This is a genomic window from Rhizobium sp. ZK1 (assembly GCF_047782645.1).
Taxonomy (GTDB): Bacteria; Pseudomonadota; Alphaproteobacteria; order Rhizobiales; family Rhizobiaceae; genus Rhizobium.
The window spans coordinates 1154181-1172315 of record NZ_CP180586.1; the positions used below are offsets into that span (position 1 = coordinate 1154181).

Annotated in this window: 18 protein-coding genes and 2 tRNA genes; 18 read left to right on the forward strand and 2 right to left on the reverse strand. The window is 60.9% G+C overall.

Annotated features, from left to right (window positions below; translation table 11 throughout):
- Nucleotides 1–240: 240 nt before the first annotated feature.
- On the forward strand, nt 241–2442 hold the full coding sequence (locus ACK9YZ_RS05875) for an esterase-like activity of phytase family protein (protein ID WP_416065975.1): 2202 nt from the start codon (nt 241–243) through the stop codon (nt 2440–2442).
- Between the two features lie 80 nt (nt 2443–2522).
- On the opposite strand, the gene ACK9YZ_RS05880 is transcribed toward ACK9YZ_RS05875, so the two are convergent.
- Nucleotides 2523–3422, reverse strand: a complete 900-nt coding sequence (locus ACK9YZ_RS05880) for a LysR substrate-binding domain-containing protein (protein ID WP_416065976.1) — start codon at nt 3420–3422, stop codon at nt 2523–2525.
- Between the two features lie 104 nt (nt 3423–3526).
- On the opposite strand from ACK9YZ_RS05880, the gene ACK9YZ_RS05885 reads away from it, so the two are divergent.
- Nucleotides 3527–4516, forward strand: coding sequence for a zinc-dependent alcohol dehydrogenase family protein (locus ACK9YZ_RS05885; protein WP_416065977.1), 990 nt, complete (start codon nt 3527–3529; stop codon nt 4514–4516).
- A gap of 64 nt (nt 4517–4580) precedes the next feature.
- Here ACK9YZ_RS05885 and ACK9YZ_RS05890 read toward each other — a convergent pair whose 3' ends face one another.
- Complete coding sequence (locus ACK9YZ_RS05890) at nt 4581–5567, reverse strand: aldo/keto reductase (protein WP_416065978.1); 987 nt, start codon at nt 5565–5567, stop codon at nt 4581–4583.
- 149 nt (nt 5568–5716) lie between these two features.
- Here ACK9YZ_RS05890 and ACK9YZ_RS05895 point away from each other — a divergent pair, with 149 nt between their 5' ends.
- The 16 genes from ACK9YZ_RS05895 to nuoK all read left to right on the forward strand — a co-directional run bounded on the left by ACK9YZ_RS05895 (nt 5717) and on the right by nuoK (nt 18131).
- Nucleotides 5717–6127: a cupin domain-containing protein gene (locus tag ACK9YZ_RS05895; protein WP_416065979.1), complete on the forward strand. Its 411-nt coding sequence runs from the start codon at nt 5717–5719 to the stop codon at nt 6125–6127.
- Between the two features lie 302 nt (nt 6128–6429).
- A tRNA-Asp gene (locus ACK9YZ_RS05900) sits at nt 6430–6506 on the forward strand.
- A gap of 72 nt (nt 6507–6578) precedes the next feature.
- A tRNA-Asp gene (locus ACK9YZ_RS05905) sits at nt 6579–6655 on the forward strand.
- 249 nt (nt 6656–6904) lie between these two features.
- On the forward strand, nt 6905–7270 hold the full coding sequence (locus tag ACK9YZ_RS05910) for an NADH-quinone oxidoreductase subunit A (RefSeq protein WP_008521906.1): 366 nt from the start codon (nt 6905–6907) through the stop codon (nt 7268–7270).
- Complete coding sequence (locus ACK9YZ_RS05915) at nt 7261–7845, forward strand: NuoB/complex I 20 kDa subunit family protein (protein ID WP_113310752.1); 585 nt, start codon at nt 7261–7263, stop codon at nt 7843–7845. The genes ACK9YZ_RS05910 and ACK9YZ_RS05915 overlap by 10 nt, the downstream gene beginning before the upstream one ends.
- Before the next feature lie 18 nt (nt 7846–7863).
- A complete protein-coding gene (locus ACK9YZ_RS05920) occupies nt 7864–8466 on the forward strand; it encodes an NADH-quinone oxidoreductase subunit C (RefSeq protein ID WP_216757689.1) in 603 nt (200 codons plus the stop codon).
- A gap of 66 nt (nt 8467–8532) precedes the next feature.
- Nucleotides 8533–9723, forward strand: a complete 1191-nt coding sequence (locus tag ACK9YZ_RS05925; protein WP_183730224.1) for an NADH-quinone oxidoreductase subunit D — start codon at nt 8533–8535, stop codon at nt 9721–9723.
- Nucleotides 9723–9995 (forward strand): hypothetical protein, encoded by a 273-nt coding sequence (locus ACK9YZ_RS05930; protein WP_183730222.1) that lies wholly within the window; start codon nt 9723–9725, stop codon nt 9993–9995. Before ACK9YZ_RS05925 ends, ACK9YZ_RS05930 begins: the two co-directional genes overlap by 1 nt.
- A gap of 16 nt (nt 9996–10011) precedes the next feature.
- Nucleotides 10012–11160: an NADH-quinone oxidoreductase subunit E gene (locus ACK9YZ_RS05935; RefSeq protein ID WP_416065980.1), complete on the forward strand. Its 1149-nt coding sequence runs from the start codon at nt 10012–10014 to the stop codon at nt 11158–11160.
- Between the two features lie 12 nt (nt 11161–11172).
- Nucleotides 11173–12477, forward strand: a complete 1305-nt coding sequence (gene nuoF, locus ACK9YZ_RS05940) for an NADH-quinone oxidoreductase subunit NuoF (RefSeq protein ID WP_216757691.1) — start codon at nt 11173–11175, stop codon at nt 12475–12477.
- 4 nt (nt 12478–12481) lie between these two features.
- A complete protein-coding gene (locus ACK9YZ_RS05945; protein WP_416065981.1) occupies nt 12482–13144 on the forward strand; it encodes a 5' DNA nuclease in 663 nt (220 codons plus the stop codon).
- A gap of 224 nt (nt 13145–13368) precedes the next feature.
- Nucleotides 13369–15450, forward strand: a complete 2082-nt coding sequence (nuoG, locus tag ACK9YZ_RS05950; protein WP_416065982.1) for an NADH-quinone oxidoreductase subunit NuoG — start codon at nt 13369–13371, stop codon at nt 15448–15450.
- A gap of 12 nt (nt 15451–15462) precedes the next feature.
- Entirely contained in the window at nt 15463–16509 is a 1047-nt protein-coding gene (gene nuoH / locus ACK9YZ_RS05955; protein WP_183730207.1) for an NADH-quinone oxidoreductase subunit NuoH, read from the forward strand.
- 36 nt (nt 16510–16545) lie between these two features.
- Entirely contained in the window at nt 16546–17037 is a 492-nt protein-coding gene (gene nuoI / locus ACK9YZ_RS05960; protein ID WP_183730204.1) for an NADH-quinone oxidoreductase subunit NuoI, read from the forward strand.
- A gap of 142 nt (nt 17038–17179) precedes the next feature.
- Nucleotides 17180–17797 carry an NADH-quinone oxidoreductase subunit J gene (locus ACK9YZ_RS05965; protein ID WP_183730201.1) on the forward strand — a complete coding sequence of 206 codons (618 nt, stop codon included), beginning with the start codon at nt 17180–17182 and terminating at the stop codon, nt 17795–17797.
- A gap of 25 nt (nt 17798–17822) precedes the next feature.
- Nucleotides 17823–18131 carry an NADH-quinone oxidoreductase subunit NuoK gene (nuoK, locus tag ACK9YZ_RS05970; RefSeq protein ID WP_007823900.1) on the forward strand — a complete coding sequence of 103 codons (309 nt, stop codon included), beginning with the start codon at nt 17823–17825 and terminating at the stop codon, nt 18129–18131.
- Nucleotides 18132–18135 lie beyond the last annotated feature (4 nt).

The window sequence follows — 18135 nt, forward strand, 5'->3', positions numbered from 1 at the left end:
CGCGTGCCGCATGCAGTGCTTCGTTTTGCGATGATGACGTTCTCAGGGCGGGGCCGGCTATTTGTGGCTGGGCGCCGCACTCATCCTCGGCGCATCGCTTTTCATCATGCGCAACGAGATGCGCCGGGAGAGGGAATCGGGCTGACGCAAACTGTATAAAATGTCGCAGGCTGTCATGTCTCTGTCATGGCAGTCCCGCAAAAACCCTCTGTTCGATTCTTTCGACATTGGGGGATTTCAATGACAACTTTCTCGTGCAAGGCAGCGCTCGCCGCCCTGCTTCTCGCATCTGTTGCCTTCCCGGCAGGGGCTGAGCCGGTTTTTAACCGCATCGCCTCTTTCCCGGTCGCGACCAACCTGCCGGCCGACAAGGACAAGCTTTCGACCACCTCGGCCGAGATCATCACCGCTTCGCAGGATGGCAACACGCTGATCTACAGCGACAGCCCGCTCGGCGCCATCGGCTTCATCGACATCACCGATGCCAAGGCCCCCAAGGCCGGCGGCGCGCTGATGATGGATGGTGAGCCGACCTCTGTCACGACAGCAGCCAGCAAGGCGCTCGTCGCCGTCAACACCGGCGAAAGCAAGCAGAAGCCGTCGGGCCGCCTGGCGATCGTCGACATCGCCACGAAGAAGATCGACGCGACTTGCGATCTCGGCGGCCAGCCCGATTCGATCGCTCTCAACAAGGACAGGACGCTCGGCACGATCGCGATCGAAAACGAGCGCGATGAAGAGGTCAACGACGGCAAGATCCCGCAGATGCCGGCGGGCGACCTCGTCGTCTTCCAGGTCAAGGCCGATGGCACCGTCGATTGCGGCACGATCAGGCATGTCGCCCTGACTGGTCTCACAGGCGTTGCCCCCGAAGATCCGGAACCGGAATTCGTTGCCTTCAACAACCAGAACGAAATCGCCCTGACGCTGCAAGAAAACAACGAGATCATCATTCTCGACGGTGCGACCGGCACGGTGAAGACGCACTTTACCGCTGGCGGCGTCGACCTTTCGGGCGTCGACAGCAAGCGTGATGGCGCCCTGAAGTTCACCGGCGAGAAGAAGGGCGTCCTGCGCGAGCCGGATGCCGTAAAGTGGCTGGATGACAACCGTCTCGTCGTCGCCAACGAAGGCGATTATGAGGGTGGCTCGCGCGGCTTCACCATCTTCGACAAGACCGGCAAGGTTCTCTTCGAATCCGGCAGCTCCTTCGAACGCGCCGTGGCCGCGCTCGGCCATTATCCGGAAAGCCGGTCCTCGTCGAAGGGTGTCGAGCCGGAAGGTCTGGAAGCCGCCAGGTTCGGCGATGACAATCTGTTCTTCCTGCTCGCCGAGCGCGCTTCCGTCGTCGGCGTTTACAAGGATACGGGTGCTGATCCGGAACTGCTGCAGATCCTGCCGTCGGGCATTTCCCCGGAAGGCGCGATTGCCATTCCGCAGCGTAACCTGCTTGCCACCGCCAACGAACTCGACCTCGGCAAAGATGGTGGTACGCGTTCGCACGTCATGATCTACGAGCGCAGTGAAGGCGAGAAGGCCTATCCGCAGATCGTTTCTGCCGAGAAGGACGGCAACCCGATCGGCTTTGCAGCCCTTTCGGGACTCGCCGCCGTTCCGGGCAAGCCGGGCATGCTCTACGCCGTCAGCGACAGCGTCCTCGGCTCGCAGCCGACGATCTACACGATCGACGCCACCAGGAAGCCGGCCGTCATCACCGACGCGCTCGTCGTCAAGCGTGACGGCGCTCCGGCACAGAAGCTCGACATCGAAGGCATCGCTGCCGCTGCCGACGGCTCCTTCTGGCTGGCTTCGGAAGGTTATACCGAGCGGCTCATGCCGCACGCGCTTTACAACGTCACTGCCAAGGGCGACATCAAGACCGAGATCGCTCTGCCGAAGGAACTGCTCGCCAACGAAATCCGCTATGGCTTCGAAGGTGTGACGATCGTCGGCACTGGCGATGACGCAACGCTGTGGATGGCCGTTCAGCGCGAGTGGAACGATGACGAGAAGGGCTTTGTCAAGCTCCTCTCCTATAACCCGAAGAAGAAGGAATGGGGCGGCGTGCGCTACCCGCTCGACAAGACCGAGAGCGGCTGGGTCGGCCTCTCCGAAATCACTGCCCAGGGCGACAGCGTCTACATCATCGAACGCGACAATCTCGTCGGTGATGCAGCCAAGCTGAAGAAGCTCTACAAGGTCGCAATCTCCGACCTGAAGCCGGGCAAGCTCGGGGCCGAACTGCCCGTCGTCAAGAAGACGGAAGCCCATGATTTCATCGGCGATCTGAAGTCGGCCACCAATGGCTACGTTCTCGACAAGCTGGAAGGCTTCGCCTTCGACGCATCGGGCAAGCCCTATGCCGTGACCGACAATGACGGTGTGAGCGATTCTTCCGGCGAGACCCTGTTCTTCCCGGTCAACCTGACCGCCACGAACTGAGTTCGTAGTCCCATGAAATGGAAAGGCCGGACTCTTGCCCGGCCTTCTTCTTGGCCGCCCGCGCTGACGGCTTGACGGCGTTAAGCCATGAATTTGGGCAGTGCGGCGGCCAAAGCGTCGACGGCAAGACGGATCCTGAGCGGCAGGTGCGGTGTCTGCAGCCACAGCGCATGGCAGTCATAGAGAAATTCCGGCTGACCTGGCAGCAAGATTTCGAGCGCTCCAGCCTGCACGCGGTCGCGAATGAGCCAGTAAGGCAGCCAGGAAAGCCCCATGCCGGCTGTTGCAGCATCTGCAATCGCATCGAGATCATCGAGCCGCAATCGGCCGTTCGGCCGAACTTCTACCGGAGCATGGTCTTCATGCGGGAAGATCCATGGGCTGAAGCGCGCGGAGCGTGCGTAAATGATTGCATCGTGCTTGCCGATATCTTCGATCTTCTCCGGTCTGCCATGCGCGTCGAGATAGCTCGCCGAGGCGCAGACCACCATGCGCTGGCGCGCGACGCGTCGCGCGATAATGCCTGACCTGTCAGCGAGTTCCCCGGTGCGGATCGCGAGATCATAGCCGCCATCGGCCAGATCGGTAATCGGGTCGCTGAACGATAGATCGAGTTCGAGGCTCGGATGTCGCTTTGCAAGCTCGATCAGAACCGGAAGCACGCAATGCCGGCCGAAATGCACGGGCATGGTGACGCGCAGCTTTCCGCAAGGTTCGGACAGATGGTCGAACGCGAGCGCATCCGCGGCTTCTGTCTCGGCAAGGATCACCCGGCAGCGCTCGTAATAGGCGCGTCCAAAATCCGTAAGGCTCTGGCGGCGTGTCGTCCGGGTGATAAGGCTTACCCCCAATCGCTCCTCAAGAAAGCGGATGTGCTTGCCGACCATCGGACCGGAGATGCCGAGTGCTGCTGCCGCTGCCGCAAACGAGCCCAGATCCACGACCTTCACGAAGACGGTCATGCTTGTGAGACGATCCATATTGCAAACTCATGGTTTCTTCTGTCTTGCATCTAGCCCAATTTATCTCCCTCGATCCAATTGGCATAGAATCTTCAGTCCGATTGTTTTGGAGTTGATGGGAAATGGCACGCATAGTCCGCTTTCACGAATTTGGCGGTCCTGACGTTCTCCGCATTGAGGATATGGATATTCCCTCCCCTGGGCCGGGGCAGGTTCAGATCCGCGTCAAGGCTTTTGGGATCAACCGGGCTGAGGCCCTGCTAAGATCCGGCACCTATATCGAGACCGCGCCGCTGCCGTCAGGCCTTGGTCTCGAGGCGGCAGGCATCATCGAGGCGGTAGGGGAAGGCGTAGACGGCTTTGCGCCCGGCGACGCCGTCAGCATCATCCCGCCAATCTCAATGGTGCGCTCGCCGGCTTACGGTGAACTGGTCACATTCCCCGCTGGATCTATTGTCAGGCACCCGCCGACAATTCCCTGGGAGGAGGCTGCCGCTCTCTGGATGGCGTATCTGACTGCTTACGGCGCCCTCATCGATATCGCCCGACTTTCAAGAGGGGAGTTCGTCGCTATCACCGCTGCATCGAGCAGTGTAGGTCTTGCCGCAATCCAGATCGCCAACGTGATTGGCGCCATACCGATTGCCATCACGAGAACCTCTTCAAAGCGCCGTGCATTGCAGGAAGCCGGTGCTGCGCATGTCATCGCCTCGCAGGAGGAGGATCTGGAAACACGACTAAAGGAAATCGCCGGAGAAGCAGGTGTTCGTGTCGTCCTAGATGCCGTGGCAGGACCTATCTTCGACCCGCTGACGGCGGCGATGCCCTTGGGCGGCATGCTTATCGAATATGGTGGATTGAGCTCGCAGCCGACACCGTTTCCCTTGCCCGCCGTGCTTGGAAAATGCCTGCTGCTGCGCGGCTATCTCGTCCATGAAATCATCCGCGATCCGGCGCGGCTGCAGGCTGCGAAAGTCTTCATTTTCGATGGGCTCGCATCCGGTATGCTGAAGCCTGTCATATCGAGGACATTCCCCTTCGAGCAGATCGTCGAAGCGCATTGGTTCCTGGAATCGAACGAGCAGTTCGGCAAGATCGTCGTGACGGTCTGATCCGATCCGGCCCGGCTATGTACGAGCCCGGCCTGCCGGCCGGGCCTGACTGGTCTATCAGGGCTTACCAGCGCTGATGCACATGCGGTGCAATCAGCCGCCCGTAGATTTCACGTGTTGCGGCCATGATGTCGGACGAGAGCGGCGCGAGATCGGCAGCGGCTGCGTTCGCCTTGGCCTGCTCGGCATTGCGCGCGCCAGGGATGACGACTGTGACGGCATCCGCCATCAGGATCCAGCGCAGCGCGAATGCGGCCATGCTGGCCCCTGCCGGAACGAGCTTGCGCACTTCCTCCACCGCCTGCAGACCGACATCGAAGGGCACGCCCGAGAAGGTCTCGCCAACATCGAAGGCTTCGCCGTGGCGGTTGAAGTTGCGGTGATCGTCGCTGGCGAATTTGGTGTCACGGGTGATCTTGCCGGAGAGCAGGCCGCTTGCGAGCGGCACGCGGGCGATGATCGCTACGTTCTTGCGGCGGGCCTCGGCGAAGAACAGGTGGTCAGGACGCTGGCGGAGGATGTTATAGATGATCTGGATGCTGACGACTCCGGGATATTCGATCGCCTTCAGCGCTTCCTCGACCTTCTCGACGCTGACGCCGTAGCCCTTGATCTTGCCGGCCTTCTGCAATTCGTCCAGCCCGGCGAAGACTTCAGGGCGATAGAGCACCTCCGTCGGCGGGCAGTGGAGCTGCACGAGGTCGAGGCTGTCCACCTGCAGGTTCTTCAGGCTGCGGTCGATGAAACCTTGCAGATTGGCCTTGTGGTAGCCCTCCGTGACATGCGGATTGAGCCGGCGGCCGGCCTTGGTCGCGACCATCGGGCGCTCGCCGCCACGCGCCTTCAGCACGTCCGCAATGATCTTTTCGGAGCGGCCGTCGCCATAGACGTCGGCAGTGTCGATAAAGGTCATGCCGGCATCGAGCGCGGCATTCAGCGCAGCGCGGCCGTCCGCTTCGCTGACATTGCCCCAGGAGCCGCCGATCTGCCAGGCGCCGAAGCCGACATCGGTGACGGTAAAGGGCAGGCGGCCGAAAGCATGATGTTTCATGGAAATCCTCCGTTCGTAATGAAAGGCCTCGCAGTAGCAGGTGCCGGTTGGGGCGACAATCGCCGATGCCGCTTGGATCGCCTGCTGCGATCAAATATCCTTGCCCACGACGGCTTCAACCGCAGACGACGGAAGAACAGGGAAAGATCATGGATATCAAGACAGCAGGCTCGCGCCCCTCCACGAAAGGCCAGGACGATTATTTCACCGGTTCCGTTCGCCTGGATCCTCTCGTCGAAGCGCCGGAGCCGGCACGCATGCGGGCCGCTCACGTGACCTTCGAGCCCGGCGCGCGCACAGCCTGGCACACGCATCCCCTGGGGCAGACGCTGATCGTTACGTCAGGCAGGGGGCTCGTTCAGACATGGGGCGGGGAAATCAGGGACATCCGCCCGGGTGATGTCGTGTGGTTCCCACCGGGCGAGAAGCACTGGCATGGCGCAAGCCCCGAGACGGCCATGAGCCACATTGCCATCCAGGAAGCGCTGAACGGCAGCGTCGCAGATTGGCTGGAGCAAGTCAGCGACGAGCAATATGCCGGCAAGGTTCAAGGCGGCTGAGAAAGGCCTCAGGCTCTGAGAGTGCGTGTGCGATTCGAGCCTGCGTCGTGATCTCCGTCGCGGCGAGGGGACGGTTCAGACGCCTCAGCCGCATCCACGTCGGCTGTATGTGGAAAACTTGGCGCGGCAGATCGCCGATTTGCTGAGGGGTTTGGGGAGGCTTTCCGAAACAATTTCCGGACTGTCATGGTTTTGTCTCCAAACCTGCTTGACACTAAATGGCGAACCCCTTAGTTAGCCGCTCATCCCAACGGCCAGCCCGTTCGGGGAGGGTGCTCAGGCACCGGATTGCTTGAAAGAATGCGGGTGTAGCTCAGTCGGTTAGAGTGCCGGCCTGTCACGCCGGAGGTCGCGGGTTCGAGCCCCGTCACTCGCGCCATTTCAAAGCAGGCGGCAAATCGTCGCTGTCGATCCGGTTCCATGCTATCCTTAGGTCCGAAAGGTCCAATGCGCGGGTGTAGCTCAGTCGGTTAGAGTGCCGGCCTGTCACGCCGGAGGTCGCGGGTTCGAGCCCCGTCACTCGCGCCACTCATCTCCAAAAAAGCCATGCAGTTTCCGAGGGTCAGCCATGCGGCCTTCCGCAACTTTTGGGGATTTGTCGCGACATCGTTGCATCTGCTTGATAATGTCCGTCCGACACTGTTCGAATAGCTTCTGTAAAAGTCTTGCGCCGGGGCTCCGGCTGCGCTAACCACGGCTTGTTGCAACGCACGTTCGCTTGCCGGGCATTTGCCCAGTCGCGCCGCTCGGCGCCGCCGGCAAGCAGGGATGAACATGATGACTGAACTGCTCAGTTCCTATATTCCGATCGCTATTTTCATCGGTATCGCGCTCGTCATCGGCCTGGCGCTGCTCATTGCGCCGTTTGCCGTTGCCTTCAAGGCGCCCGATTCGGAAAAGCTTTCGGCTTACGAATGCGGCTTCAACGCATTCGACGACGCTCGTATGAAGTTCGACATCCGCTTCTACCTCGTGTCGATTCTCTTCATCATCTTCGACCTCGAGGTCGCCTTCCTCTTTCCGTGGGCCGTTTCCTTCGGCGCCATCGGCTGGTTCGGCTTCTGGTCCATGATGGTCTTCCTCCTCGTGCTGACCATCGGCTTTATCTATGAATGGAAGAAGGGAGCCCTGGAATGGGAGTAGCCCCCGCTGGCAATCAGACGCTCGTAGCGCAGCAGCCGAAGGGGATCATCGATCCCTCGACCGGCAAGCCGATCGGCAGCAACGACGCGTTCTTCGGCGAGATCAACAACGAGCTCGCCGACAAGGGTTTTCTCGTTACCTCGACCGATGAGCTGATCAACTGGGCTCGTACCGGCTCGCTGATGTGGATGACTTTCGGTCTTGCCTGCTGTGCCGTCGAGATGATGCAGCTCTCCATGCCGCGTTACGACGTCGAGCGATTCGGTTTCGCGCCGCGCGCCTCGCCGCGCCAGTCGGACGTCATGATCGTCGCCGGCACGCTGACCAATAAGATGGCGCCCGCTCTCCGCAAGGTCTACGACCAGATGCCGGAGCCGCGCTATGTCATCTCGATGGGCTCCTGCGCCAACGGTGGCGGCTACTATCACTATTCCTATTCGGTTGTTCGCGGTTGCGACCGCGTCGTGCCGATCGACATCTACGTGCCGGGCTGTCCCCCCACGGCGGAGGCGCTGCTTTATGGCGTGCTTTTGCTGCAGAAGAAGATCCGCCGCACCGGCACGATCGAACGCTAAGGGCAAGGACAGGACATCATGAGCGAAGCCCTCACTGAGCTTTCGTCGTACCTTTCGGAAGCGCGCGGCAATTTGATTGCCGCCTCGCAGCTCAAATATGGCGAGCTGACGCTGACGACGACTGGCGACAATCTGATCCCGCTGCTGACCTTCCTGCGCGACGACGCCAATTGCGGCTTCGTCAACCTGACGGATATTTGCGGCGTCGACTGGCCGCAGCGCGAACTGCGCTTCGACGTCGTCTATCATCTTCTGTCTCCGAAGAAGAACTTGCGCATCCGCGTGAAGCTGGCGACCGACGAAGATACGCCTGTTCCGTCTGCCTGCGCCGTCTATCCGGGTGCCGACTGGTTCGAACGCGAGACCTGGGACATGTACGGCGTGCTTTTCACCGGCCATCCGGACCTGCGCCGCATCCTGACCGACTACGGTTTCGAGGGGCATCCGCTGCGCAAGGATTTCCCGACGACCGGTTTCGTCGAGGTTCGCTACGACGATGCGGCAAAGCGCGTCGTTTACGAGCCTGTCGAGCTGAAGCAGGAATTCCGTAATTTCGATTTCTTGTCTCCCTGGGAAGGCACGGAATACGTGCTGCCGGGCGACGAAAAGGCGAAGCAGTAAGTTTGAGGCGTGTGGCGGGTTTTTGCCCGCCGTTCACTGACTACCCGAAAAAGCGAGCCCATCGCCATGACCGAACATAACGTCCGTAACTTCAACATCAATTTCGGGCCGCAGCATCCGGCAGCGCACGGCGTTCTGCGTCTTGTGCTGGAGCTTGATGGCGAAATCGTGGAGCGCGTCGATCCGCATATCGGCCTGCTGCACCGCGGGACCGAAAAGCTGATTGAAACCAAGACCTACCTGCAGGCCGTTCCCTATTTCGATCGTCTCGACTACGTGGCGCCGATGAACCAGGAGCATGCCTATGCGCTGGCCGTCGAGAAATTGATCGGCCTGGAAATCCCGATTCGCGGCCAGCTCATCCGTGTCCTTTATTCGGAAATCGGCCGTATCCTGTCGCATCTGCTGAACGTCACCACGCAGGCCATGGACGTCGGTGCGCTGACGCCGCCGCTCTGGGGCTTCGAAGAGCGCGAAAAGCTGATGGTGTTCTATGAGCGCGCCAGCGGCTCCCGCATGCATGCCGCTTACTTCCGTCCGGGCGGCGTTCACCAGGACCTGCCGGAACAGCTCGTGCAGGATATCGGCAAATGGTGCGACGAATTCCCAGGCAAGCTCGACGATATCGACGACCTTCTGACCGGCAACCGCATCTTCAAACAGCGTAACGTCGATATCGGCGTCGTCTCGCTGGAAGATTGCTGGGCCTGGGGGTTCTCGGGCGTCATGGTGCGCGGTTCGGGCGCGGCCTGGGACCTGCGCCGCGCGCAGCCCTATGAATGCTATTCGGATCTTGAGTTCGACATTCCGGTTGGCAAGAACGGCGACAACTACGATCGTTACCTGATCCGCATGATCGAGATGCGCGAATCCGTGAAGATCATGAAGCAGTGCGTGAACCGCCTGCTCGGTGATGCCAAGACGGGACCGTTCTCCTCGATCGACGGCAAGGTCGTTCCGCCGAAGCGTGGCGAGATGAAGCGTTCGATGGAAGCGCTGATCCACCACTTCAAGCTCTACACTGAAGGCTATCACGTTCCCGCCGGCGAGGTTTACGCTGCCGTCGAAGCGCCGAAGGGTGAGTTCGGCGTCTATCTCGTTTCCGACGGCACCAACAAGCCCTATCGCTGCAAGATTCGTGCTCCGGGTTATGCGCATCTGCAGGCGATGGACTTCATGTGCCGTGGTCACCAGCTTGCCGACGTCGCGGCCGTTCTCGGCTCGCTCGACATCGTGTTCGGCGAGGTGGACCGGTAATGCAGGCTCTGTCGCTTGCAGCAGCACTCCTTCTTTCGGCTTCCGCTGCCTTTGCGCAGGAAGCCGGAAAGCTCGGCACGCCGCTGGGCCACGAGGAAGCGCAGCCGCCGGCAGAGCAATCGTCCATGGGCGACCTTTTGTCCAAGGGCTATCAAATCAAGGCCGCCGTGCCGAACGGCGGCAAGTTTGTGGTATTTATGCAAAAAGACCAGTCGGCCTATGCCTGTGAAATGCAGTCTCTGACTGCTTCGCGGTGTGGAACGCTAAACTGACAAGGCGTGAGGAAGAATGTCCGTTCGTCGATTAGCCGAAGATCAATTCCAGCCGGCCGCATTCGCTTTCAGCGATGAAAACGCGGTCTGGGCGGAAAAGACGATTCAGAAATATCCCGCAGGCCGTCAGCAGTCCGCGGTCATTCCGCTGTTGATGCGTGCGCAGGAGCAGGATGGTTGGGTCACCCGCCCGGCGATCGAAAAGATCGCCGATATGCTGGACATGGCCTATATCCGTGTTCTCGAAGTCGCGACCTTCTACACCCAGTTCCAGCTGCATCCGGTCGGCACCCGCGCTCACGTGCAGGTCTGCGGCACGACACCTTGCATGCTGCGTGGCTCGGAAAAGCTGATGGGCGTCTGCCGCAGCAAGATCCACCAGCACCCGTTCGAACGCAACGCCGAAGGCACTTTGTCCTGGGAAGAAGTCGAGTGTCTCGGGGCCTGCGTCAACGCTCCGATGGTGATGATTGGCAAGGACACCTATGAGGACCTGACGCCGGAACGCCTGGAAGAGATCATCGATACGTTTGCTGCCGGCAACGGCGCCAGCGTCAAGGTCGGTCCGCAGATCGACCGTCACCTGTCCTCGCCCGAGGGCGGCCGGACGACGCTTCTCGACGACGTGACTGTGCCCCGCACCCGGACTGGCAAAGCCCCGGCTGCTGCGACTGCCGACGGTGCGCCGGTTCCTCCCTCCGAGGCCGCTCGCCCGAAGAGCACCGATGCCGAGACCAACGCCTCGCTGAAGACGCCGGCAACCTCGCCCAAGGCATCGGCCAAGAATGCGAAGGCTGCCGAAGTTCAGCCGCTGTCGGGCACTGCCGCTTCCGAGCCGGCGCCGAAGGCGACTGCTGCTGAAACCACCGCAAAGCCGTCGCTGACCGACAAGAATCGTCCGGCCGGCATCGAAAAGCCCGCTGCTCCCGATGATCTCAAGATGATCTCCGGCGTCGGTCCGAAGATCGAAGCGACGTTACATGAAATCGGCATCTTCACCTTCGCGCAGATCGCGGGCTGGAAGAAGGCCGAACGCGAATGGGTCGATAGCTTCCTGAATTTCCGCGGCCGCATTGAGCGCGACGACTGGGTCAAACAGGCCAAGGCGCTCGCCAAGGGCGGCGAAGCGGAATATATCAAGGTCTTCGGCAAGAAGCCGCGGTAAGAGGTGTGAGACATGCTACAAGATAAAGACCGCATCTTTACCAACATCTACGGCCTCAAGGACAAATCCCTGAAAGGCGCGATGAGCCGCGGCCATTGGGATGGCACCAAACAGATCCTCGAAAAGGGCCGCGACTGGATCATCGACGAGATGAAGGCATCCGGCCTTCGCGGCCGTGGCGGCGCAGGCTTCCCGACCGGTCTCAAGTGGTCCTTCATGCCGAAGCAGAGCGACGGCCGTCCGCACTACCTCGTCGTCAATGCCGACGAATCGGAGCCCGGCACCTGCAAGGACCGCGACATCATGCGCAACGATCCGCACACGCTGATCGAAGGCTGCGTGATCGCAAGTTTCGCTATGGGTGCCAATGCGGCCTATATCTATGTGCGCGGCGAATATATCCGCGAGCGCGAAGCCCTGCAGGCCGCAATCGATGAATGCTACGATGCCGGCCTGCTCGGCAAGAACAACAAGCTCGGCTGGGACATGGACATCTATGTCCATCATGGCGCCGGCGCTTATATCTGCGGTGAAGAAACCGCGCTGCTCGAAAGCCTCGAAGGCAAGAAAGGCCAGCCGCGTCTGAAGCCGCCATTCCCGGCAAACATGGGTCTCTATGGCTGCCCGACGACGGTCAACAATGTCGAATCGATCGCCGTTGCTCCGACAATCCTGCGCCGTGGCGCCGGCTGGTTCTCCTCCATCGGCCGTCCGAACAATGTCGGCACCAAGCTGTTCATGCTCTCTGGTCACGTCAACAAGCCGTGCACCGTCGAAGAAGAAATGGGCATCACCTTCCGCGAGCTGGTGGACAAACATGCCGGCGGTATCCGCGGCGGCTGGGACAACCTACTTGCCGTCATTCCGGGCGGTGCATCGTGCCCGATCGTTCCGGCCAAGGACATCATCGACTGCCCGATGGACTTCGACGGCCTGCGCGCCGTCGGCTCCTCCTTCGGTACGGCTGCCTCGATCGTCATGGACAAGTCCACCGACGTCATCAAGGCGATTGCCCGTATCTCGGCCTTCTTCAAGCATGAGAGCTGCGGCCAGTGCACGCCGTGCCGCGAGGGCACGGGCTGGATGTGGCGTGTGATGGAGCGTATGGCGCGCGGTAACGCGCAGAAGCGCGAAATCGACATGCTGTTCCAGGTCACCAAGCAGATCGAAGGCCACACCATCTGTGCGCTCGGCGATGCCGCCGCATGGCCGGTGCAGGGTCTGATCCGTAACTTCCGTCCGGAAATCGAAGCCCGCATCGACCAGTACACGGCCAATGCCCTCGATCACGGTGCGGTTCTGGAGGCGGCGGAGTAAGCACATGACGACCAGCACGTCCGACAGCAAGGTGAGGGAAGGGGCCGCCGATTTCGCGGCTGACTTCGGTCGTCTTGCTGCCGGTATGCTGGAAAATGCGCGTGCCATGCCCATTCATCCACTGATGGCCCATCCGGCGGCGGCATTCGCCGCGGCAACGGCGATCGGTTTCGGCCTCTCCACACAGATGGCCGGCGCCTTCTTCGGCGCGCTGCAGGGGGCGCTCGAAACGGCAAACATGGCAGCCGCAGCGCTCGACGAAACGCCGCCGGATGAAGACGCGCCGGAGATGGATGTCCGTCCGGAGAATATCCGCCGGCCGTCTGAAAAGACCGAGCTGGTTCGCAAGGCGGCAAAGCCGAAGCTGACGGTGGTTTCCACCAAGGCCCCGGCCGAGAAGGGTGCAAAGCCTGCTGCGGCTGCCAAGGCCAAGCCAGCCGCAAGATCCAGGAAGGCTGACGATCTCAAGCTGATCGCCGGCATCGGTCCGAAGCTGGAGCAGGTGCTGAACGGAAAGGGCATCCGTACCTTCGCCGATATCGTGGCATGGAGCGATGCTGAGATTGCGAGCCTGGATGCCGAACTCGGCGTCGACGGCCGTATCCTGCGCGACGATTGGGTCGGCCAGGCCAAGGTGCTGGCGACGCGGGGGCGCAGGAAGAAGTAAATTTCCGGCCGAATGCGATGGCTGGAGGAATGGCGGATCGATCGACGGGGCAGGGACTCGGGGTCGTAAAACCGATGGCGGGTTCCGGGTCTCGGAACCGGCAAAGGAAAATTTGGGCAATACCAGCGCCAGGACGGATGAAATAACCGCCTTGGCAATATGGATGTTGCAAAAATAGGTTTGTTTGCCGGTACCCGGCGAATGGGAAACAGGACTGAGTGACGATGGCAAAACTGAGGATTGACGGTAACGAGATCGAAGTTCCGGATCATTTCACGCTGCTTCAGGCATGCGAAGAAGCCGGTGCTGAAGTTCCGCGCTTCTGCTTCCATGAGCGTCTGTCGGTTGCCGGCAATTGCCGCATGTGCCTCGTCGAGGTCAAGGGCGGCCCGCCGAAGCCTCAGGCTTCCTGCGCCATGGGCGTGCGCGATATCCGCGGCGGCCCGAACGGCGAACTGCCGGAAGTTTTCACCAACACGCCGATGGTCAAGAAGGCCCGCGAAGGCGTGATGGAATTCCTGCTGATCAACCATCCGCTCGATTGCCCGATCTGCGACCAGGGTGGCGAATGCGACCTGCAGGACCAGGCCATGGCCTTCGGCATCGACACGTCGCGCTATCAGGAAGACAAGCGCGCCGTCGAGGACAAGTATATCGGCCCGCTCGTCAAGACGGTAATGAACCGCTGCATTCACTGCACGCGTTGCGTCCGTTTCACGACTGAGGTCGCCGGCATCTCCGAACTCGGCCTGATCGGCCGCGGCGAGGACGCCGAAATCACCACCTATCTCGAGCAGGCCATGACCTCGGAGCTGCAGGGCAACGTCGTCGACCTCTGCCCGGTCGGTGCCCTGACCTCCAAACCCTTCGCTTTCACGGCCCGTCCGTGGGAACTGAACAAGACCGAATCGATCGACGTCATGGACGCCGTCGGCTCCGCGATCCGTGTCGATACGCGTGGCCGCGAAGTCATGCGCATTCTGCCGCGCGTCAATGAAGCCGTGAACGAAGAGTGGATTTCGGACAAGACCCGCCACGTCTGGGACGGCCTGAAGACGCAGCGCCTCGACCGGCCCTACGTCCGCAAGGGCGGCCGTCTGCAGCCGGCGACCTGGGGCGAAGCCTTCGGCGCCATCAAGGCAGCCGTTTCTGCGACATCGGGCGACAAAATCGGTGCGATCGCCGGAGACCTCGCTTCGGTCGAAGAAATGTACGCGCTCTCCGAATTGGTGAAGTCGCTTGGTTCCGAGAACCTCGACTGTCGCCAGGATGGGGCGGCACTTGATCCGTCGCTCGGCCGTGCAAGCTACCTCTTCAATCCGACCATTGCGGGCATCGAACAGGCTGACGCGCTGCTCATCATCGGCGCGAACCCGCGCTTCGAGGCTGCAATCCTCAACGCTCGCATCCGCAAGCGTTACCGTCGCGGCGGCTTCCCGATCGGTGTGATCGGTGAAGGCGGCGAGATGCGTTACAAGTATGATTATCTCGGTGCTGGTCCGGACACGCTGAAGGACATTCTCGACGGCGGCCACGCCTTCGCAGAGATTCTTTCCAAGGCGTCCAAGCCAATGATCATTATCGGCCAGGGTGCTCTGACCCGTACCGACGGCGCAGGCGTTCTCGCAACAGCCGCCAAGCTCGCCGTCAATGTCGGCGCGCTCGCCGAAGGCTGGAACGGTTTTGCCGTGCTCCACACTGCGGCCTCCCGCGTCGGCGGCCTCGATCTCGGCTTCGTGCCGGGCGCCAACGGCGTCAACGCTGCCGACATGCTGAAAGCCATGGACGTGCTCTTCCTGCTCGGTGCCGATGAGTTCGACCTCGCAGCCAAGACCGCGAAGTTCACGGTCTACATCGGCTCGCATGGCGATAACGGCGCACATGGTGCCGATGTCATCCTGCCGGCTGCCGCCTATACGGAAAAGTCCGGTACTTGGGTCAACACCGAAGGCCGCGTCCAGATCGGCAACCGCGCCGGCTTCGCACCGGGCGACGCCCGCGAGGACTGGGCGATCATTCGCGCCCTTTCCGACGTGCTCGGCAAGAAGCTTTCCTTTGATTCGCTCGGCGAATTGCGCGGCAAGCTCTATGCGGCATTCCCGCATTTTGCGGCTGTCGACGAGATCGCCGAAGGTAACAGCGCCCAAATTGCCGCACTGGCGAAAAAAGCCGGCAAGATGAACAAATCCGGGTTTGCGTCGCCGGTCAAAGACTTCTATTTGACGAACCCGATAGCGCGCGCCTCGGCTGTCATGGCCGAGTGCTCGGCATTGGCCCGCAACAATTTCAAAGTCGCGGCAGAGTAAGGGCAGGAACTCATGGATTCTTTCTTCTCGACCTATGTCTGGCCGGCGATCATCATGATCGGTCAGTCGCTGCTGCTGCTCGTCTGCCTGCTGGTCTTCATCGCTTACGTCCTGCTTGCCGACCGCAAGATCTGGGCTGCCGTCCAGCTTCGCCGCGGGCCGAACGTCGTCGGTCCCTTCGGCCTGTTCCAGTCCTTCGCCGACCTTCTGAAGTTCGTCTTCAAGGAGCCGGTCATTCCGGCCGGAGCCAATAAGGCGGTCTTCCTGCTGGCTCCGCTGGTCACCGTGCTTCTGGCGCTGTCGACCTGGGCGGTCGTGCCGCTCGCCGACGGCTGGGTGATTGCCAACATCAATGTCGGCATTCTGTATATCTTCGCGATCTCTTCGCTTGAGGTTTACGGCATCATCATGGGCGGCTGGGCTTCGAACTCGAAGTATCCGTTTCTCGGCGCGCTGCGCTCGGCAGCGCAGATGGTGTCCTATGAGGTTTCGATCGGTTTCGTCATTGTCACGGTACTTCTCTGCGTCGGTTCGCTGAACCTGACCGATATCGTCAATGCGCAGCATACGGGCCTTGGCACCATGCTCGGCCTGCCGGCATCGTTCCTCGACTGGCATTGGCTGTCGCTCTTCCCGATGTTCATCGTCTTCTTCATCTCGGCGCTCGCCGAGACGAACCGCCCGCCCTTCGACCTTCCGGAAGCCGAATCGGAACTCGTCGCCGGCTTCATGGTCGAATACGGCTCTGCTCCCTACATGATGTTCATGCTCGGCGAATATGCGGCCGTCGTCCTGATGTGCTCGCTGACGACGATCCTCTTCCTCGGTGGCTGGCTGCCGCCGGTCGACTTCTGGCTCATCAACTGGGTGCCCGGCATCATCTGGTTCATGCTGAAGGCGTGCCTGGTGTTCTTCATGTTCGCCATGGTCAAGGCTTTCGTGCCGCGTTACCGCTACGACCAGCTCATGCGTCTCGGCTGGAAGGTCTTCCTTCCGCTGTCGCTCGCCATGGTCGTCATCGTTGCATTCGTGCTGAAACTGACGGGATGGGCCGGCTGATGTCCAACCTCGTTTCCGGCAAAATGGGAGAATAAGATGGGAAGCCTGTCCGCCTCCATCAACTCGCTTTTCCTTAAGGAATTCGTCGGCGCCTTCTTCTTGTCGATGCGCTACTTCTTCAAGCAGAAGGCGACCATCAACTACCCCTTCGAAAAGGGTCCGGTCAGCCCGCGCTTCCGCGGCGAACATGCGCTGCGCCGTTATCCGAACGGCGAAGAGCGATGCATCGCCTGCAAGCTGTGCGAAGCGATCTGTCCCGCTCAGGCGATCACCATCGAAGCCGGCCCGCGCCGCAACGATGGCACGCGCCGCACGGTGCGTTACGATATCGACATGGTGAAGTGTATCTATTGCGGCTTCTGCCAGGAGGCATGCCCGGTCGATGCGATCGTCGAAGGCCCGAATTTCGAATTCGCCACCGAGACCCGTGAAGAGCTCTACTTCGACAAGCAGCGGCTGCTCGAGAACGGCGACCGGTGGGAGCGTGAAATCGCCCGTAACATTGCGATCGACGCGCCGTACCGCTGATTGAGGTTTGAAATGCCGCGGAGAGGGCGCTCTTGCCTGCCGCGGTCAACATGCACCGGGGCTTTGCCGGCGAAAGCTGTGCGAGGTCCTATCGGGCAGGGAAACTCCCGGCTGCCCGGGGGAAGATGAAAAAGGCACCAACATGGGTCTGCAGGCTCTATTTTTCTATCTTTTCGCCTTTGTCGCGATAGCGTCGGCGTTCATGGTTATCTGGGCGAAGAACCCGGTTCACTCGGTTCTGTTCCTGATCCTGGTGTTCTTCAATGCAGCCGGTCTCTTCCTGCTGCTGGGTGCCGAATTCCTGGCGATGATCCTGCTCGTCGTCTATGTCGGCGCGGTCGCGGTTCTCTTCCTCTTCGTGGTGATGATGCTCGACATCGACTTCACTGAGCTTCGCGCCGGTGTTCTCGAATATGCGCCGATCGGCGCGCTGATCGGCCTCATCCTCGCGGCTGAGCTGATCGTCGTTGTCGGCGGCAGCGTGATCTCGCCGGAGGTCGCCAAGACAGTCGCCATGCCGATCCCGGCTCTCACAGAACGCACCAATACGGCCGCGCTCGGCGACGTGCTTTATACGAATTACGTCTACTTCTTCCAGATCGCCGGTCTGGTGCTGCTGGTCGCCATGATCGGCGCGATCGTGCTGACGCTGAGGCATCGCACCAACATCAAGCGGCAGAATATTTCCCGCCAGGTTGCCCGCACGCCCGCGACTGCCGTCGAGGTGGTCAAGGTCAAGCCGGGGCAGGGCGTGAACTGAACCGAGAGGTCAAGGAACAAAGAACATGGTCATCGGACTCTCCCACTATCTCACGGTCAGCGCCATCCTCTTCACGATCGGCATCTTCGGTATTTTCCTGAACCGGAAGAACATCATCGTCATCCTGATGTCGGTCGAATTGATCCTGCTGTCGGTCAACATCAACATGGTCGCCTTCTCATCGTTCCTCAACGACATCGTCGGCCAGGTGTTCGCATTGTTCATCCTGACCGTTGCTGCTGCAGAAGCGGCGATCGGTCTTGCAATTCTCGTTGTCTTCTACCGCAACCGCGGTTCGATCGCGGTCGAAGACGTCAATATGATGAAGGGCTGAGCGG

Excerpts from the sequence above, each read along its gene's own strand:
- nuoI (WP_183730204.1), top strand. The coding sequence starts at position 16,546 with ATGGGAAGCCTGTCCGCCTCCATCAACTCGCTTTTCCTTAAGGAATTC.
- nuoG (WP_416065982.1), top strand. The coding sequence starts at position 13,369 with ATGGCAAAACTGAGGATTGACGGTAACGAGATCGAAGTTCCGGATCAT.
- ACK9YZ_RS05965 (WP_183730201.1), top strand. The coding sequence starts at position 17,180 with ATGGGTCTGCAGGCTCTATTTTTCTATCTTTTCGCCTTTGTCGCGATA.
- ACK9YZ_RS05925 (WP_183730224.1), top strand. The coding sequence starts at position 8,533 with ATGACCGAACATAACGTCCGTAACTTCAACATCAATTTCGGGCCGCAG.
- ACK9YZ_RS05880 (WP_416065976.1), bottom strand. The coding sequence starts at position 3,422 with ATGGATCGTCTCACAAGCATGACCGTCTTCGTGAAGGTCGTGGATCTG.
- nuoF (WP_216757691.1), top strand. The coding sequence starts at position 11,173 with ATGCTACAAGATAAAGACCGCATCTTTACCAACATCTACGGCCTCAAG.
- ACK9YZ_RS05885 (WP_416065977.1), top strand. The coding sequence starts at position 3,527 with ATGGCACGCATAGTCCGCTTTCACGAATTTGGCGGTCCTGACGTTCTC.
- ACK9YZ_RS05945 (WP_416065981.1), top strand. The coding sequence starts at position 12,482 with ATGACGACCAGCACGTCCGACAGCAAGGTGAGGGAAGGGGCCGCCGAT.
- ACK9YZ_RS05915 (WP_113310752.1), top strand. The coding sequence starts at position 7,261 with ATGGGAGTAGCCCCCGCTGGCAATCAGACGCTCGTAGCGCAGCAGCCG.
- ACK9YZ_RS05895 (WP_416065979.1), top strand. The coding sequence starts at position 5,717 with ATGGATATCAAGACAGCAGGCTCGCGCCCCTCCACGAAAGGCCAGGAC.
- ACK9YZ_RS05930 (WP_183730222.1), top strand. The coding sequence starts at position 9,723 with ATGCAGGCTCTGTCGCTTGCAGCAGCACTCCTTCTTTCGGCTTCCGCT.
- ACK9YZ_RS05875 (WP_416065975.1), top strand. The coding sequence starts at position 241 with ATGACAACTTTCTCGTGCAAGGCAGCGCTCGCCGCCCTGCTTCTCGCA.
- ACK9YZ_RS05910 (WP_008521906.1), top strand. The coding sequence starts at position 6,905 with ATGACTGAACTGCTCAGTTCCTATATTCCGATCGCTATTTTCATCGGT.
- ACK9YZ_RS05935 (WP_416065980.1), top strand. The coding sequence starts at position 10,012 with ATGTCCGTTCGTCGATTAGCCGAAGATCAATTCCAGCCGGCCGCATTC.
- nuoH (WP_183730207.1), top strand. The coding sequence starts at position 15,463 with ATGGATTCTTTCTTCTCGACCTATGTCTGGCCGGCGATCATCATGATC.
- ACK9YZ_RS05920 (WP_216757689.1), top strand. The coding sequence starts at position 7,864 with ATGAGCGAAGCCCTCACTGAGCTTTCGTCGTACCTTTCGGAAGCGCGC.
- ACK9YZ_RS05890 (WP_416065978.1), bottom strand. The coding sequence starts at position 5,567 with ATGAAACATCATGCTTTCGGCCGCCTGCCCTTTACCGTCACCGATGTC.
- nuoK (WP_007823900.1), top strand. The coding sequence starts at position 17,823 with ATGGTCATCGGACTCTCCCACTATCTCACGGTCAGCGCCATCCTCTTC.